General features: G+C 41.7%; 16 protein-coding genes. 2 read left to right on the top strand and 14 right to left on the bottom strand.

The window, feature by feature from the left end:
* Positions 1-72: 72 nt before the first annotated feature.
* The 5 genes from M2369_RS14685 to M2369_RS14705 form a co-directional block, all read right to left on the bottom strand.
* Entirely contained in the window at positions 73-1068 is a 996-nt protein-coding gene (locus M2369_RS14685; protein ID WP_024720061.1) for an ABC transporter ATP-binding protein, read from the bottom strand.
* 23 nt (positions 1069-1091) lie between these two features.
* Positions 1092-2072 (bottom strand): ABC transporter ATP-binding protein, encoded by a 981-nt coding sequence (locus M2369_RS14690; protein WP_024720060.1) that lies wholly within the window; start codon positions 2070-2072, stop codon positions 1092-1094.
* Between the two features lie 170 nt (positions 2073-2242).
* The gene (locus M2369_RS14695; protein WP_041507466.1) at positions 2243-3037 is read right to left on the bottom strand and encodes a DUF2268 domain-containing putative Zn-dependent protease; all 795 of its coding nucleotides are present in this window, start codon (positions 3035-3037) and stop codon (positions 2243-2245) included.
* A gap of 77 nt (positions 3038-3114) precedes the next feature.
* Positions 3115-4356, bottom strand: a complete 1242-nt coding sequence (fabF, locus tag M2369_RS14700) for a beta-ketoacyl-ACP synthase II (protein WP_259254766.1) — start codon at positions 4354-4356, stop codon at positions 3115-3117.
* Positions 4357-4377: 21 nt separating this feature from the next.
* Positions 4378-5316 (bottom strand): beta-ketoacyl-ACP synthase III, encoded by a 939-nt coding sequence (locus tag M2369_RS14705; protein ID WP_024720058.1) that lies wholly within the window; start codon positions 5314-5316, stop codon positions 4378-4380.
* Between the two features lie 169 nt (positions 5317-5485).
* Here M2369_RS14705 and M2369_RS14710 point away from each other — a divergent pair, with 169 nt between their 5' ends.
* Positions 5486-5719 (top strand): hypothetical protein, encoded by a 234-nt coding sequence (locus M2369_RS14710; protein WP_008348506.1) that lies wholly within the window; start codon positions 5486-5488, stop codon positions 5717-5719.
* 12 nt (positions 5720-5731) lie between these two features.
* On the opposite strand, the gene M2369_RS14715 is transcribed toward M2369_RS14710, so the two are convergent.
* The 4 genes from M2369_RS14715 to M2369_RS14730 all read right to left on the bottom strand — a co-directional run bounded on the left by M2369_RS14715 (position 5732) and on the right by M2369_RS14730 (position 8388).
* Positions 5732-5929 carry a ComZ family protein gene (locus M2369_RS14715; RefSeq protein ID WP_024720057.1) on the bottom strand — a complete coding sequence of 66 codons (198 nt, stop codon included), beginning with the start codon at positions 5927-5929 and terminating at the stop codon, positions 5732-5734.
* Positions 5930-5940: 11 nt separating this feature from the next.
* A complete protein-coding gene (locus tag M2369_RS14720; RefSeq protein ID WP_017360174.1) occupies positions 5941-6906 on the bottom strand; it encodes a BMP family ABC transporter substrate-binding protein in 966 nt (321 codons plus the stop codon).
* 90 nt (positions 6907-6996) lie between these two features.
* Positions 6997-7572 (bottom strand): nad binding enzyme, encoded by a 576-nt coding sequence (locus M2369_RS14725; protein WP_259254769.1) that lies wholly within the window; start codon positions 7570-7572, stop codon positions 6997-6999.
* A 75-nt stretch (positions 7573-7647) separates the two neighbouring features.
* Entirely contained in the window at positions 7648-8388 is a 741-nt protein-coding gene (locus M2369_RS14730) for a hypothetical protein (RefSeq protein ID WP_007499048.1), read from the bottom strand.
* Between the two features lie 212 nt (positions 8389-8600).
* On the opposite strand from M2369_RS14730, the gene M2369_RS14735 reads away from it, so the two are divergent.
* Complete coding sequence (locus M2369_RS14735) at positions 8601-8795, top strand: YjzD family protein (protein WP_024720055.1); 195 nt, start codon at positions 8601-8603, stop codon at positions 8793-8795.
* 119 nt (positions 8796-8914) lie between these two features.
* Here M2369_RS14735 and M2369_RS14740 read toward each other — a convergent pair whose 3' ends face one another.
* The 5 genes from M2369_RS14740 to M2369_RS14760 all read right to left on the bottom strand — a co-directional run bounded on the left by M2369_RS14740 (position 8915) and on the right by M2369_RS14760 (position 15714).
* Positions 8915-10180, bottom strand: coding sequence for an MFS transporter (locus M2369_RS14740; RefSeq protein WP_007499050.1), 1266 nt, complete (start codon positions 10178-10180; stop codon positions 8915-8917).
* A gap of 169 nt (positions 10181-10349) precedes the next feature.
* A complete protein-coding gene (locus tag M2369_RS14745; protein WP_008348517.1) occupies positions 10350-10529 on the bottom strand; it encodes a YjzC family protein in 180 nt (59 codons plus the stop codon).
* A gap of 103 nt (positions 10530-10632) precedes the next feature.
* A complete protein-coding gene (gene argF / locus M2369_RS14750; RefSeq protein ID WP_061418673.1) occupies positions 10633-11583 on the bottom strand; it encodes an ornithine carbamoyltransferase in 951 nt (316 codons plus the stop codon).
* The gene (locus M2369_RS14755; protein ID WP_056407968.1) at positions 11580-14660 is read right to left on the bottom strand and encodes a carbamoyl-phosphate synthase (glutamine-hydrolyzing) large subunit; all 3081 of its coding nucleotides are present in this window, start codon (positions 14658-14660) and stop codon (positions 11580-11582) included. The genes argF and M2369_RS14755 overlap by 4 nt, the downstream gene beginning before the upstream one ends.
* A complete protein-coding gene (locus tag M2369_RS14760; protein WP_163116392.1) occupies positions 14653-15714 on the bottom strand; it encodes a carbamoyl phosphate synthase small subunit in 1062 nt (353 codons plus the stop codon). Before M2369_RS14760 ends, M2369_RS14755 begins: the two co-directional genes overlap by 8 nt.
* Positions 15715-15729: the final 15 nt, after the last annotated feature.

Genomic DNA, 15729 nt, shown 5'->3' on the forward strand with positions numbered 1-15729 from the left:
TATCTTTTTTAAAAAATGATGACAGAAGCCCGTTTTATCCCCCCTCTCAAAGATGAGATCATACAAGCGTGATCAAGCGTCGTAGAGGTGGCAGGCCACAAAGTGGTTCGTTTTTAATTCTTGAAATTGTGGTACTTTTTCTTTACAGACTTCTTTCGCATGCGGGCATCTTGTATGAAACACACAGCCTTTTGGCGGATTTGCAGGGCTTGGTAAATCCCCTTGCAGCATAATCCGTTCCCTTTTCATCTGACCTTTTTTACGGGTGACTGGAACGGAAGATAAAAGCGCCTGTGTATACGGATGAAGCGGATCATCGTACAGGCTATGCTTATCTGCAAGTTCCATCATTTTGCCAAGATACATGACGCCCACTCGATCACTAATGTGGCGGACCACACTGAGATCGTGAGAGATAAAGAGATAGGTGAGGTCAAACTCTTCTTGAAGCTCTTCCATCAAATTGATGACCTGCGCCTGAATGGAGACGTCAAGCGCTGAAACAGGCTCATCTGCTATGATCATTTCAGGATTCATGGCAAGTGCACGAGCGATACCGATCCGCTGCCTTTGTCCGCCGGAGAATTCGTGCGGGTATCGATTCGCAAAACTTGGGTGAAGGCCGACTTTGGATAAAAGCTGTTCTACTTTTTCATTTCTTTCTTTTAAGGAATATAAGTGATGTGTTTTGTAGGGTTCTTTGATGATACTTCGAAGTGTTTTTCTAGGGTTGAGTGATGCAAAGGGATCTTGAAAAACCATTTGGATGTTTTTCCTTGTTGATTGTCTTAGTTTTGATTCAGATACATGAGAGATATCTTGCCCTTTAAATAGAATTTGTCCTTCTGTTGGTTCATATAAACGAATCATCGTCCGTCCTAATGTGGATTTACCGCATCCAGACTCTCCAACGATGCCTAACGTTTCGCCTTTATAAATGTTTAAGTCGATGCCGTCAACCGCTTTGACTGCTCCTACTTTCTTTTGCAGCACCCCAGCTTTAATCGGAAAGTGTTTTCGTATATTTTTTAATTCCAGGATGGTTTCTTTCTCAGATCGATCTGTCATGTATGGTTGATTTTCAGCAAGTGTCATGTTTGGCTTGCCTCCTCATATAAGAAACACCTGACGCTTCTACCATTTTCAAAGGTTGTCAGTTTGGGCAATTCACCTATGCAGCGTTCCATTACTTTCGGGCATCTAGGTGCAAAACGGCATCCTGTCGGAAGCTGATCTGGCGCAGGGACATTTCCTTTTATCGCCGTTAATGGCTGAATGTCTCCGTCAATGACTGGAATGGATTCAAGCAGTCCTTCTGTGTATGGGTGAAGCGGCTCATCAAACAACTCTTCAACGGTTCCATTTTCAACAACCTGTCCGCAGTACATGACAATGACGCGGTCTGCTACTTCCGACACAACACCTAAATCATGCGTAATGAGAAGTATAGATGTACCAAAGGTCGAACATAAATCTTTCATTAAGGTCAGCACCTGGGCTTGTATGGTCACATCGAGAGCAGTAGTCGGCTCATCCGCAATGAGGAGCTTCGGATCACAGCTTAGCGCAATGGCGATCATGACTCGTTGACGCATACCGCCGGATAAACGGTGCGGGTAATCTTTGATGATTTGTTCTGGCCTTGAAAAGCCTACAAGCTTTAGCAAATCAATCGCTTTTTTGGTCGCTTCTTTTTTTGAAAGTTTTTTGTGGTAAATGAGGATTTCTGTTATTTGTTCCCCGATGGTTAAGACGGGATTAAGTGAGGTCATGGGTTCCTGAAAGATCATGGATACATCATTACCGCGAATATTGCACAATTCCTTTTCACTATATGTAACAAGGTCTTTTCCATCAAGCTTAATGGAACCATCCATAATCTTCCCACCAGTCCCATTAATCAGACCCATGATGGATAAAGACGTAATACTTTTACCAGACCCAGACTCACCGACTAATGCGACTGTTTCCCCTTTTTTGATACTAAAATCAACGCCATCAACAGCAGGTATTGGTTCTTTTTTTCGAAAAAAATAGGTTTTTAAGTTTTGCACTTCAAGCAGTGTGCTCATGCATTCGCCCCTTTCTCCATAGATTAAATGAACCGGATCCAAAAAATCTGTCTTTTTAGAATAAAAAGAATTATCAAAATTTATATTTGTATATTATTACATCAGCATGACGAAATCAAGAATTATTTAGTAAAATTGTAATATGTCACTTTTTTTGTGAATGATTGTCTTTATGATTCTATCGCCTTTAAAAACGTTTCCGCTGGCTCCGCAATCATAGACTCCTCGCTGATTCGGTGCTCATCGAAATACTTTTTCACGATATAAAATCCAGTGGCATAGCCAAGCATTTTGGGGTAGTTCCCTTTTCCATAAAGGAGATTCTGTATCAGCCTTTCGTCGTCCTGCACTTTCTGATAAAGGTGACTGGATACCCATTTCTTGTACATGCGCTGCAGCTGCGATTCGTCATATAAAGTCGTCCACTTTGCTGTATAGCTTTCTCCATATCTATGATACACAGCATATTCAGCGAGCCCCTCCATCATGATTGTATCAAGGAATGTAAAATCTTTTTCTTCTTTCGTGAGAAAATGCAACCTGCATACATGATGATATTCATGCGTCAGCAACGTACCGATTCGATCCTTCGGTGTATGCGGGGATAAAAAAAGAAAGATTTTGTCATCAAATGCCATGCCGGATTGAAAGTAAAATTGTTCTCTGATCTCTTTGCTGCTCTCATTAACAGGCAAAATAAAGACGGGGACATCAGGACCTCCCCACTTTTTTTGCAGCGCTTTGTATTCTTTCATCACAAGCTTGAAATACCCTTTTTCTTTGAGCTTGTCGATCATTTCCTGGCAGGCGTTCCATGATCGCACCATTCCGTGATGTTGTAAATGGGCGAGAATAGATGATCCTTCTTTTTTCTCCGCTCCTTTAAAATAAGGGACAAAACGTGCCGCCAGTTCCTGAAATGATGATGATTGTTGGATGAGATATTGTGTATTGATCAGACCCATACCGCTGAACACCTCCATTTTCATCATATGCAAAAAGGCGGCGATCTGTTTATAGATCGCCGCCTTCTTAAGACATATTACGCTTCGTATTTTTTGAAGATAATTGTCGCATTGTGCCCGCCAAAACCAAGTGAGTTGCTCAATGCAACTTGTACTTCTTTTGAACGTGCTTCATTTGCTACATAATCAAGATCACATTCTTCATCTGGTGTTTCAAGGTTAATCGTTGGCGGAATGACACTGTCTTTAATCGCCAGAACAGAGAAAATCGCTTCTACTCCGCCTGCTGCACCAAGTAAATGACCTGTCATTGATTTTGTCGAACTGATCGCAAGCTGATTCGCATGCTCTCCGAACACTTCTTTAATCGCCATTGTTTCAAACTTATCATTATACGGTGTGCTTGTTCCGTGGGCATTGATATAATCAATTTCTTCCACTGTTAAACCTGCATCACGAATTGCTTCTTTCATTGCACGTACGCCGCCTTCTCCGTTTGGAGCAGGTGCTGTGATATGGTATGCATCTCCAGTTGAACCGTAGCCAACGATTTCTGCATAAATGGTCGCACCACGTTTTAACGCATGCTCTAATTCTTCAAGAACAACAATTCCCGCTCCCTCACCCATAACAAATCCGTCACGGTTTTTATCAAATGGACGACTTGCTGTATCTGGATCAGGATTTGTCGAAAGGGCTTTGTTTGCACAGAAACCAGCAAACGACATTTTCGTTAATGGTGCTTCTGTTCCACCTGTAATCATCGCATCTGCATCTCCGCGCTGAATCACTTTAAAGGCATCACCAATGGAGTTTGTTCCTGTCGCACATGCTGTCACTGTACAAGAGTTAACCCCTTTTGCGCCAAGTGCAATCGAAATTTGACCTGTCGCCATATCTGGAATCATCATTGGAACGAAGAACGGGCTTACGCGTCTTGCTCCTTTATTTGAATACACTTCGAATTGCTCTTCGAATGTTTCAAGTCCGCCAATACCAGATCCAACCCATACCCCAACACGAGGTGCGTTTTCATCTGTAATTTCGAGGCGTGAATCTTCTAAAGCCTTTTGAGCAGCAACGACTGCATATTGTGTGAAGCGTGCCATCTTTCTCGCTTCTTTTTTCTCCATGTAATCTTCGATGTTAAAATCTTTTAGTTCTGCTGCTACTTTTGCTGTATATTCACTTGAATCAACACGTGTGATCGGGCCAACACCTGATACACCTGCTACAGCATTTTTCCATGTTGTCTTTACATCGTTGCCAAGAGGTGTCAAAGCACCTAATCCTGTAACAACTACTCGTTTCTTATCCATTAATTTGTGCACCCCACTCTTTTATCGGCCCCATCGCATAGCGATTGCGCCCCACGTTAATCCTCCACCAAAACCAACCATTACAATCACATCGCCGTCATGAATTTTTCCGGCTTCGATTTCTTCACATAGTGAAATTGGAATGGATGCTGCTGATGTGTTTCCATATTTATGGACTGTTTTCGACATTTTTTCAACTGGCAGCTCTAAGCGTTCGCGTGCCGCTTCCATAATGCGAATGTTTGCTTGATGCGGAATCAAGAAGTCTACGTCTTCTTTTGATAGTCCAGCTTTTTCAATCACGTTTACACTTGACTCGCCCATTTGTCTCACAGCAAATTTAAATACTTCTCTTCCATTCATGATTGTATGATCTTTTTCATCTAAGTACAAGTGCTTCCCGCCTCTTCCATCGGCTCCAAGCTCAAATGATAGAATTCCCTTGCCTTCGCTGACTGTTCCTAGTACAGCAGCACCTGCTCCATCTCCAAACAAAACAGCTGTGTTGCGGTCATCCCAGTCGGTAATGCGAGAAAGCTTTTCTACACCAACGACAAGCACATGTTTGTAAGTGCCAGATTCGATAAATTGTTTTCCAGTAACAAGCCCATACATAAAGCCAGCGCAGGCAGCGCTAATATCCATTGCACATGCTTTATGTGCACCGAGCTGCTCTTGAATCATACAAGCGACTGTCGGAAATGCTTGATCTGGCGTAACTGTCGCTACAAGAATCATATCAATATCTTCTGCAGCCACATCTGCGTCAGCTAATGCTTTTTTTGCAGCAGCAAGCGCCATATGAGATGTATTGACATCATCAGATGCAATTCTTCTTTCTTCTATACCTGTTCTAGTACGAATCCACTCGTCAGAAGTTTCAACCATTTTTTCTAAATCACGATTTGTTAATACTTTTTCAGGTATATAGCGGCCAAGGCCAATAATTCCAGCATTCATTGAATAAGACTCCTTTTACTCATACGAGCATGTGATATTGTGATCTTATATTAGTATCTGGTACTAATTTTACCTTATTTTTTTCTCCTTGGCAATACAAACGTCTAACCTTTCCTCTCACTTTTTTCATAGATTAATGATATACCAATAGTAGAAAGGAACATGTGATATGGCGCAAAAGGATATTTTCTCAGCAATGATGTTTGGTCAGCCGCTTGAAAAGGAGAAAAGCAAGACAGAAAAAAAGGAAGAGCGTGCAGAGACTTCTTCAAGTGATGACTCCATTGACTACATGCATGTCATGAATCAAATTGGAAACATTATGAACTCCATCGATGAGCTGAAGCCTGTGTTTAAAGATGTCGGCCCTATGATTAGTGCCTTCAAGAAAAAATTATCATAAAAAAAAAAGCCACTATTCTGTGGCTTTTTCTGATGCTGCATCTGCTTTTCCAAGCTCATATGCCTCTTGCATGACAGATGTAAACAAAGAGAGAAGCGGCTGAAGTGCTTCTGGATCAAGCTGAATCCCTGCTTTATCTAATTCTTCTTTTGCTTGTGGAAAATACTTCATCGCAATTTGTAAAAACTCCATCGATTTTTCGTGTTGCATGTTCAACGTCCTCACTTTTCATTTGGCAATTTGCCTGTTTTTTTGTAATTCGCAATATCCTTCTCAATGTCTTTCACAAAAGCGCGGTCTATGGTTGAGCTAAATTTCCCCATTTCGATCACTCCTTCTTTAAAGTCAAAGGAGTACTCACCTTGTTCGTTTAGCTTGCCTTCATTAAACTTCTTCGCAATGATACTGTACGCTTTATCGACATGCTGTACAGTGCTAGTTAACACCGTATGGCTTCCAAGGTTGGATTGATCAGTGACATATCCGATCGCAGATAAATTGTCGGTTTTGATTTGTTCAATGACAGGGATATTATAACCATCACCTGCTGGATACACAACATCTACACCTTGTTTTTTCAATTTTTGATAGAGGTTCACGGCTTTGTCAGCATCATCCCAATTTTCGACAAATTCCGCTAGGACTTGCACATGTTCGTCCTGATATTTTGCACCTTTGATAAAACCGTCTACTTCACTTTGCCAATCATATGTAGCCAGAATACCAATCTTTTTTGTTTTGGACATATGTGCTGCTGTCATGCCTCCGAAAAAGCCCATTGCTTCTCCTTTAAACGTGACGTTTGTGACATTATCAGCTTGAGGCTTGCCTCCATTGACCGTGATAAATTGTGTTTTCGGATAATCTTCACTGATCAAGTTGAAAATTTCGCTGTATTCATTGCCATGGCCAATAATCAAATTGACCCCTTTTTTATGAAATTCTTCAATGGCATCAACGATTTTCTCCTTGTCGACCATCCCTTCCTTATAATAAACATCTACACCAAATGTTGATTGGATATTTAATAAGCCTTTATAACCTTTCGTTCCCCAAACTTGATCATTAATCGTATCGGGGACGAGTAAACCCACCTTCTCAATATGTCCTTTTAACGGCGCCTGTGAGCAGGCAGATAGCATAAGAAGAAGGAACGAAAAGATCATGACAAGCCGCTGGTACTTCATGCCATGTTCAACTCCCTTTGCAACACGCAGGCATGAACCTGTATGTTAAATATAGGTTTATTTTATACTGAAAAAAGATAAGATGGAAGATCATTCTTGCTTTTTGTCGAAAAATGTTGAGTTTTGTCTTTTCCATTCTGCTATGATTTCTTCTGCTTGTTTGTCACCTGTTTGTCTTTCTACATTCAATTGATGGATCATTTCCTGCCTTTGATCAGTGCGTGCCCACTTTAAAAGCTCCTTTGCGACATCTTCTACAAAAAATGCGTGATCGTCCTTTATTCGTCTCTCTTCATGGAGTGTCCACGGACCAAACATGCGTGGAAGGATAACAGCCGAAACGCTTTGTTCATGCGAATGGCTTTCGGGTTCTTCGTAAAACAAGCGGTATATGCCATGCTTCGCTTCGAGGTCTGTCTCTCTGTTCATTGAATCATCTGATTGAAAAAAGATCAGGTCATATGCCTCTTTCCTATCTTGACCATCAATAACGCGGACAAGATCATTGCGGCCGAGCCACATCATCCGCTCTTCTAATAACATTTTTTGCTCCTCTGACTGCTCCTTAGGATATGTGATATCCACTTGTATGCCCTCTTTCATCATATATTCACAAAGTGTCAGTCCAAAAAATTCATCTGCACCTATGATCAGTCCTGTTTCCATGTTCATGTCCCCTTTTTTAGCATATCGAATAAAAAGAAGAGCCCTTTCCATGAAGGGCTGTTATCATCCTATTCATTACAATTCTCTTTCATGCGATTTATAAAACTTGTGAATGGACTGAAAGATTCTTCTTGGATGATCAAACATATGCAAGGTAAGGTCCATCTGACAATGGTCTGGATTCATCATATGTTGATCAATAAAAGGCTTTGCATGTAGTTCATAGGCATACGGTGCGCCGTTTAGTCTCTGCCATATATGAATCGGTACATGAGCTGAATGAACGGGGCAAGAAGGAAGTGGATACGTTTCTGCTTCCTTTGCAGAGCACCCATAGCTCTGTGCGAGTTCTTTCATGAACTGTTTGTAGAAGAATTTGTGTTCCTTTTCTCTTTCTCTTTGTGCTTGCAGGTGTAAACATGGATTCATCATGGCTATAGACCTTAGCACTTCTGGCATTTCTTCGGCAAGACTCATGGCGACAAGTGCGCCCATTCCCTCTGCCAGCACATGAATTTCCCGGTTTAATATTTCTTGTTTTAATGTGTGATGAACAAGCTGTTTCGCACTAAAAACAGCATCTTCACATCCCCAGTGATTCCCATGAAGATGACTATTAAACAATGTATATCCTTCATCCTTTAAAGCAGTTAATAGCTGGTTTCTTCCGTAATGCTGAAGCCAGAATGATGTATTTTCCTGCACAAAGTGATTTCGGTCACCGAGGATTAGAATGCCAAAGCCATTTGGTTTTTGAGGAAGGTGAATGACGTTCCACTGGGAACCAAGCTGGAAAAAACGTTCGCTTACACCCATATGGCCAGCCTCCTTTCAGTGATTCTGCTTTCTATGATATGAACAACAACTCTTGTAGGAATAAGGAAATCCCCTAAAGACAGAAGAATTCTTTTTATTTTTATAGTAGAAGGTCTCAAAATGGTCACATAAAGGCGGAAAACAGTCTTTTCTCTGAACTCGTATCTATGGTATGATAGTCAATAGATTGTTACATAAAGGACGGTGGAATAATGCATTACATTATCACCCTCATTTGGACTTTTCTGCTGACACATATGGCTGGTTACATCGTTTCATCTATGAATGGAGCTGCTTATGATTTTACGTTAACTTCCATTCTTGCCATAGTGTTTACGGTTATTTTATTCATCTTTGCTGAAGTAAGTCCAATGAAAGAAACAGAAAGTTCAACAGAACATTCTTAATATTCCTGGAAAAGAGCTAATGATTTGAGATTAGCTCTTTTTCTTTTTTTCAGAATGATGACCAGAAGTTGAGAGCGCACGCTAAAACCCCCTGCCGTCAATTACAGGGGGTTTTTGAGTTACACCTCAACCGTTTCGGACTTCTGTTTGTCTGCTGACAAATGGCTTTTCGCAAGCCCTGTGAACAGGAAGATCGCGATGCCCGATAAAATTTCAAGCACACCACCCCCCGCAATGACAGGTCCTGCTCCAAAGCGTTCTGCCAGGACGCCCGATATGACGGCTGCAAGCGGGAGAAAGACATTTGATGACGCATTGATCACGGCATATACTTGCGGCTGATCTTCTTGGTCAACAGACGTTTGAATAATGACCATCTCTGGGACATTGATTGCACTGACGGCTGCACCAAAAATAAAGGAAGCTAGAAGAACGACTGGAAGCCATGTACTCATTCCAGTGATAAAGAATGCAGCACCTTCAATCATGCCTGCGACAATAAAGAACAAGCCGAATCTTTTGATTTTCACCTTCGCCAGTGCAAAGCCCATCATAAACGCACCGACTGCAGCGACACCTCTTAAAATGGAATACACCATTGAATCACTTTGCAGCGCTTCTGCTACATATACAGCGGATAATGCCTGCCACGGAGCTGCGGCGACATTCATTAAAATACAATAAAGGGTCAGTGCAAATAAAATATGATGATTTTTAACGACTAGAAAGCCTCTTTTTAAGTTATACAGATATGTATTCTTTGCTTGTTTAATGTCTGCTGCTTTTTCTGCATCTGACTTTTGGAGTTTAACGCCAATAATGAACAAGCCCGATATGATAAATAAAGCAGTGGTGATTAGGAGCGTATCTGCAGGGCCAATTAATTTGACCAAAAGACCAGCGACCATCACCGCAGCAAGTGCGACAATTTCAAAAGATGATTGCAGGATCGCATTTGCTTTTTGAATGAGATGCTTTGGAACAATCTGCGGCAGGATGGCCACAGAAGCCGGGTTATATGCTGCACCTGTTGCCGATTGAATAACCATTAATGAGATCAATAACCATAGAGGCAATATGTGCGAAAAATGCAGTAGTGGAATAATGAGTACAATGGTTGCTCGAATGACATCTGAAGCAAACATCCATTTAGATAAATGATGTCTTTTCATAAGAGGTCCTAGTATTGGGGCCAACAATGATGAAGGAAGAACTGTCACTGCTAGAAGAAGTCCGGTACCGAGCGCTCCATCCCCTCTTAAAATCAATAACCAAAGAACGGATGTAAAAGCAAAACTTTCTCCTGTATTTTTTATGAGTCTTGATATGAACAATGAGGTGAAGCGTTTATTCCAAACACTTTCACTGAGATTCATCTTTTCCATCACACAAATCCTTTCAACCTTATACTATTTTTACATATTTTACCTTAATCTTTCTTTTTTTCATACTATTTATTTGAAAATTGGAACTTAATTGTTTTTTATTATAAAGAAAAAAGAGGCATGACACATGCCTCTAAAGACTTATTCATATGGACTCTTAGTCAATTGCTTACGGCTTTCTTTGGTACGTCCAAACACGGTTATGGTTCGAGTTATCCGGAAAGACGTCTCCTGCTTTAAGCTTTATCTTTAAAGGATCTTTCACCATACTACCGGTCTCACCGATTTCGATATAAACACCATTATTAGGTGCCTTATTACCAGATTTAAACTGATGCTGTTGACCCATTTCCATCCTCCTTTCTCGATTGATGTTATTATGTCCCGTCCATTGCCTCTCCAATCCAATATGTAAAAAGTCCCTGCTCAGTCGAGACAGGGACACTTGTGATTTATTTAGGTTGTTGATACATGAGCTCTTTGATTAACGCTTTTTGCACATGCAGACGATTTTCTGCTTGCTGGAATACTTTAGAGTGTGGTCCATCAATGATATCAGCCGTCACTTCTTCTCCGCGGTGTGCCGGCAGACAATGAAGGAAGATATAATCTGCTGCTGCATGTTGCATGAGTTCCTCATTGACTTGATATTCTTTAAATTCAGCTAGACGTTTCTCTGTTTCAGCTTCCTGTCCCATGCTTGTAAATACGTCTGAATAAATGACATCTGCATCCTGAACAGCAGCTACTGCATCTGTTGTGACGATGACTTCTGCGCCTGATTGTTTTGCAAACGCCCGAGCAGTGTCTGTCACCTCTTGAAGAGGTTCATAGCCTTTTGGTGATGCAACGGCAATGTCACAGCCTAACTGCGCGCAGCCGACCATTAAGGAATGAGCCACATTATTCCCATCACCGATGTACGCCACTTTCACACCTTTTAGTGTGCCTTTTGCTTCTTTAATCGTCAGTAAATCAGCCAGTGCCTGACATGGATGAGAGTAGTCCGTTAGTCCGTTGATCACTGGAATAGAGGCGTATTTTGCAAGTTCTTCTACCTTCTCATGTTCAAAGGTTCGAATCATAATGCCATCTACATACCCAGAGAGCACCTGCGCTGTATCACCAATCGTTTCTCCTCTGCCAATTTGCAGATCATTTGAGCTGAGGAAGAGCGCATGTCCGCCTAGCTGCGTCATGCCCGCTTCAAACGAGACACGGGTTCTAGTTGAAGATTTTTCAAAGATCATCGCTAATGTTTTTCCTTTGAATAAATCTTGATATGGATGTTGTTTCATTTCTTCTGCTTTTTCAATTAAGTACGCAATGTCATTGATCGAAAAGTCTTTTAACGATAAAAAGTCTTTTCCGTATAATGCCGGTTGCACGTCGACTTGGCTCATGCCGTCACTTCCTTTTTATATAATTCGTGGAGAGATACTGGTGATACATCTCCATCTTTTCCTTGCAGGAACGCTTGCGCCGTTTCATATTCGGTTAGAACTTGAACACCATGTGTGAGTGCTTTTACACGCTGTTCTTTTGCCTCTTCATCATCACCTAAATGAATGTGAAGCGATTTATCGTCTTGTTGCAGCCACGATTCAAAGCTGCCAGTCCAGACGTCAAAGCCTGCTCGTTTTGCTTCATCTACGAATAATTCACTGCCTTGTATAAAGAGGCTTCCTTTCTGTTTCCAGATCGGTGCAAACACTTTTTTCAAGGCGCTTTCGACGTTCTTTCCTACACACATACCTTCACCCGTCGCCTTCATTTCAGGTGTGAGCTTTAAATCGATATCTTGAATGGCATGTGAGGAGAAGACTGGGAATTTAACAGCTGTGCCCCCCTTATTCTTCGTTGCCGGTTTCAATTCTTCAAGCGTTGCACCAGCTAACAGCTGAGTCGCCATTGGGATCATGTCAACACCCATGACTTTACTTACAACTGGAACAGTCCGGCTTGCCCGAGGATTCACCTCTAGTACGAGCGCCTGGTTCCCTTTTATCACAAATTGAATATTCATAATGCCTTTAAAAGCTAATTTCTTTGCGATTTGTTCAGAAGCGTTATACACCTGTTGTTTGATGTCTTCACTAATAGAGACACTTGGTAAGATGGCAAAGCTGTCACCTGAGTGTACGCCCGCTTTTTCAATATGCTCAACAATGGTTGGAATGAATGTCGTTTGTCCGTCTGAAATGAGATCCACTTCCACTTCTTTTCCAGTGACATACTCATCAATTAAGATCGGATAAGGTAAATGATCTGGCTGATCAAGTAGTTCTGCCAATTGAGCTTCTGTATGAACAACGATCATGCCCATTCCACCAATGACATATGATGGACGAATAAGAACAGGGTACCCGATGCTTGCAGCATGCTCCAGTGCTTCTTCTTTTGAATGTGCTGTATCTCCTTTTGCATGAGGAAGATTCAGTTCATCAAGAAGCTGATAGAATAAATCGCGATCTTCTAATGCATCTAGTGTGTCAAAGGACGTGCCTAACAAGGTAACGCCGGCTTTTTCTAAACCTTCCGCCACATTGATTGCTGTCTGCCCGCCAAATTGAACGATGACAAAATCAATTTGCTCCGCTTCAACTACGTTTAAAATATGTTCTAACGTGATCGGCTCAAAGTATAAACGATCTGCAATCTCATAATCGGTACTAACCGTTTCTGGATTATTGTTCATCATGATGGTTTCAAATCCAAGCTTTTGTAAAGTAAGAACGCCATGAACGGCACTATAATCAAACTCGACCCCTTGCCCAATTCGAATCGGACCAGAGCCAATGATGAGTGCACGCTGCTTTGTTTTCTCTTGATGCTCTCCATCACTTTTGCCAAAGTACGTAGAATAGAAGTAATTCGTTTTTGCATCGAATTCAGCCGCACATGTATCGACAATTTTAAATGAAGCGGCAATGCCATACTCTTGACGAAGCTGTCTGATATCTTGTTCACTGCGATCCGTCAGAGAAGCGATTGTTTCATCAAGGAAGCCTTTTTCCTTCACCTTTCTTAAGGTGTCTTTGGATAGCGTCCCCTGATGATTCTTCAATTCTTGTTCGAGTGTGATCATATTCTTGAAGACATGTAAGAAAAACAGATCAATCTTCGTCGTTTCATGAATCGTTTCAACGGTTTCTTGTCTGGAAAGCAGCTCCATGACAGCGAAGAAACGGCGATCGTCCGGTGTTTTGATTAATTCAAATAACTGTTCAGTCGAATGTTCTTTCAGTTCAGGCAAGTGGAAGCCCTTTGTTTTGATTTCAAGTGATGCGACGGCTTTTTGAATGGCAGATTCTAAATTACGGTCAATCGCCATGACTTCACCAGTCGCCTTCATTTTTGTGCCTAATTTCCGGTCTGCCTGTTTAAATTTATCAAACGGCCAACGTGGGAATTTCACCACGACATAATCGAGTGCCGGCTCAAAGCTAGCATACGTTGTTCCTGTAAGCGGATTTTTCAATTCATCTAGTGTATAACCGACCGCAAGTTTTGCCGCCATTTTGGCAATCGGATAGCCTGTTGCTTTCGATGCAAGAGCAGAAGACCGGCTGACCCGAGGGTTGACCTCAATGACAAAATATTCTTTGCTAAGTGGATCAAGAGCGAACTGGATATTACAGCCGCCAACGACATCAAGCGCTGAAATGATTTTTAAGCTCGCTGAACGGAGCATTTGATAATCCTGATCCGTTAATGTCTGTGACGGTGCAACGACAATCGAGTCGCCTGTATGCACACCAACTGGATCGATATTTTCCATGTTACATACAGTGATACACGTATTTTGACGATCTCTCATGACCTCATACTCGACTTCTTTAAAGCCAGCAATGCTTTTTTCAACTAAGCACTGATGAATCGGACTCGCTAGAAGAGCACCTTCAATCAGCGGTTTAAAAGCCTCTTCAGTTAAAGCGATGCCTCCCCCTTTACCACCAAGTGTGTAGGCTGGTCGAAGAATGACAGGAAAGCCCACTTCTTTTGCAAATTGAAGGGCGTCTTTCGCATTATCTACAATTTCACTTTCTGGTACAGGTTCATTCAAATGCTTCATGAGAGCACGGAATTTCTCACGATCTTCACCGTTTTCAATTGTTTCAACTGACGTTCCGAGCAGTTTTACCCCATGCTTTTTCAGCACACCGGCTTTTTCCAGCTCGACAGCAAGGTTTAAAGCCGTCTGTCCGCCAAGATTGGCTAAAAGACCATCTGGTTTCTCTTTTTCAATGATTCTTGTCACTGAATCAACTGAAAGCGGTTCAAAATAAATTTCATCAGCAAATGACTCGTCTGTCATAATGGTTGCTGGGTTGTTATTCACTAAGATGACGTTGTAGCCTTCTTCTTTTAAGGCCATACAACCTTGTGTTCCTGAGTAATCAAATTCTGCTGCCTGACCAATGATGATTGGACCAGACCCGATGACTAGAATGGTTTGTATGCTTTGATCTTTAGGCATGTGCGACTTCTCTCCTTGCTTGTTTCACTTTCTCAATAAAATCATCGAATACCCATTCACTTTCTGCAGGGCCTGGATGTGCTTCTGGATGAAATTGAACGGACATAATCAGCTTCTCTTTATGAATGAATCCTTCAACAGATCCGTCATTCACGTGGAGGAATTTGACGTCCACTTCTTTGTCATTCATGCTTTTTTCATTGACCACATAGCTATGATTTTGGCTTGTCATAAAGACACGTTTTGATTCTGTATCTTGTACAGGATGATTCGCCCCGCGGTGGCCAAAAGGAAGCTTATACGTATCCCCGCCAAGCGCAAGAGCAATTAATTGATGACCTAAGCAAATGCCTAGTGTCGGGAAGGTCATTATGATGTCATGAATGGTTTTTAAATATGGCTTCATTGTTTTTGGATCTCCAGGTCCATTTGACAAAAGGATCGCATCTGGCTTGATATCAAATACCTTTTCCATTTGTTTGTACGGAATCACTGTGACTTTACAGCCGCGCGCTTCGAGTGAGTCCGCAATTGATTTTTTAAAGCCAAAATCAATGAGCGCTACATGTTCCTCGCCGCTGCCTTGTGTGTATACTTCATCTTCTGTGACCTGCTCAACCACATTGTCTTGCTTCATTGCAGGAGGCGTTTCATTTTCGTCTAAACTAAGCACTGCATTCATCGTTCCATTTGCTCGAATGTTCTGCACGACAGCGCGAGTATCTGTATGTGTAAGAAGCGGAATGTTCCACTTCTGTAAATAATCTTTTAAGCTTACGGCTGCAAGGTGATGAGAAAAATGGTCAGCTGCCTCATAGACAACGACCGCTTTTACTTGTGGTTTTTTGCTCTCAAAGTCTTCATGATTGATGCCGTAATTTCCGATGAGCGGATATGTGAAGACAATGATTTGTCCTTTATAAGAAGGATCTGTGAGCACCTCTTGATAACCTGTCATCCCTGTAAAAAAGACCACTTCACCTGTCATGCCAGCTTCTCCTGTCAGATCTCCTTCAAAAGAGGCTCCATCTTCTAAATTTAAATAACCTTTCATGCTTGTGTCACCCCA

The sequence above is a fragment of the Bacillus sp. JUb11 genome (genome assembly GCF_024807925.1).
In the GTDB taxonomy this organism is placed as follows: domain Bacteria; phylum Bacillota; class Bacilli; order Bacillales; family Bacillaceae; genus Bacillus; species Bacillus altitudinis.

Coding starts and splice junctions, on each gene's coding strand:
- M2369_RS14730 (WP_007499048.1), bottom strand. CDS start 8,388: ATGGGTGTAAGCGAACGTTTTTTCCAGCTTGGTTCCCAGTGGAACGTC.
- argF (WP_061418673.1), bottom strand. CDS start 11,583: ATGAGCCAAGTCGACGTGCAACCGGCATTATACGGAAAAGACTTTTTA.
- M2369_RS14695 (WP_041507466.1), bottom strand. CDS start 3,037: ATGGGTCTGATCAATACACAATATCTCATCCAACAATCATCATCATTT.
- M2369_RS14690 (WP_024720060.1), bottom strand. CDS start 2,072: ATGAGCACACTGCTTGAAGTGCAAAACTTAAAAACCTATTTTTTTCGA.
- M2369_RS14725 (WP_259254769.1), bottom strand. CDS start 7,572: ATGGAAACAGGACTGATCATAGGTGCAGATGAATTTTTTGGACTGACA.
- M2369_RS14760 (WP_163116392.1), bottom strand. CDS start 15,714: ATGAAAGGTTATTTAAATTTAGAAGATGGAGCCTCTTTTGAAGGAGAT.
- M2369_RS14735 (WP_024720055.1), top strand. CDS start 8,601: ATGCATTACATTATCACCCTCATTTGGACTTTTCTGCTGACACATATG.
- M2369_RS14705 (WP_024720058.1), bottom strand. CDS start 5,316: ATGAATGCTGGAATTATTGGCCTTGGCCGCTATATACCTGAAAAAGTA.
- M2369_RS14710 (WP_008348506.1), top strand. CDS start 5,486: ATGGCGCAAAAGGATATTTTCTCAGCAATGATGTTTGGTCAGCCGCTT.
- M2369_RS14755 (WP_056407968.1), bottom strand. CDS start 14,660: ATGCCTAAAGATCAAAGCATACAAACCATTCTAGTCATCGGGTCTGGT.
- fabF (WP_259254766.1), bottom strand. CDS start 4,356: ATGGATAAGAAACGAGTAGTTGTTACAGGATTAGGTGCTTTGACACCT.
- M2369_RS14720 (WP_017360174.1), bottom strand. CDS start 6,906: ATGAAGTACCAGCGGCTTGTCATGATCTTTTCGTTCCTTCTTCTTATG.
- M2369_RS14745 (WP_008348517.1), bottom strand. CDS start 10,529: ATGGGTCAACAGCATCAGTTTAAATCTGGTAATAAGGCACCTAATAAT.
- M2369_RS14715 (WP_024720057.1), bottom strand. CDS start 5,929: ATGCAACACGAAAAATCGATGGAGTTTTTACAAATTGCGATGAAGTAT.
- M2369_RS14685 (WP_024720061.1), bottom strand. CDS start 1,068: ATGACAGATCGATCTGAGAAAGAAACCATCCTGGAATTAAAAAATATA.
- M2369_RS14740 (WP_007499050.1), bottom strand. CDS start 10,180: ATGGAAAAGATGAATCTCAGTGAAAGTGTTTGGAATAAACGCTTCACC.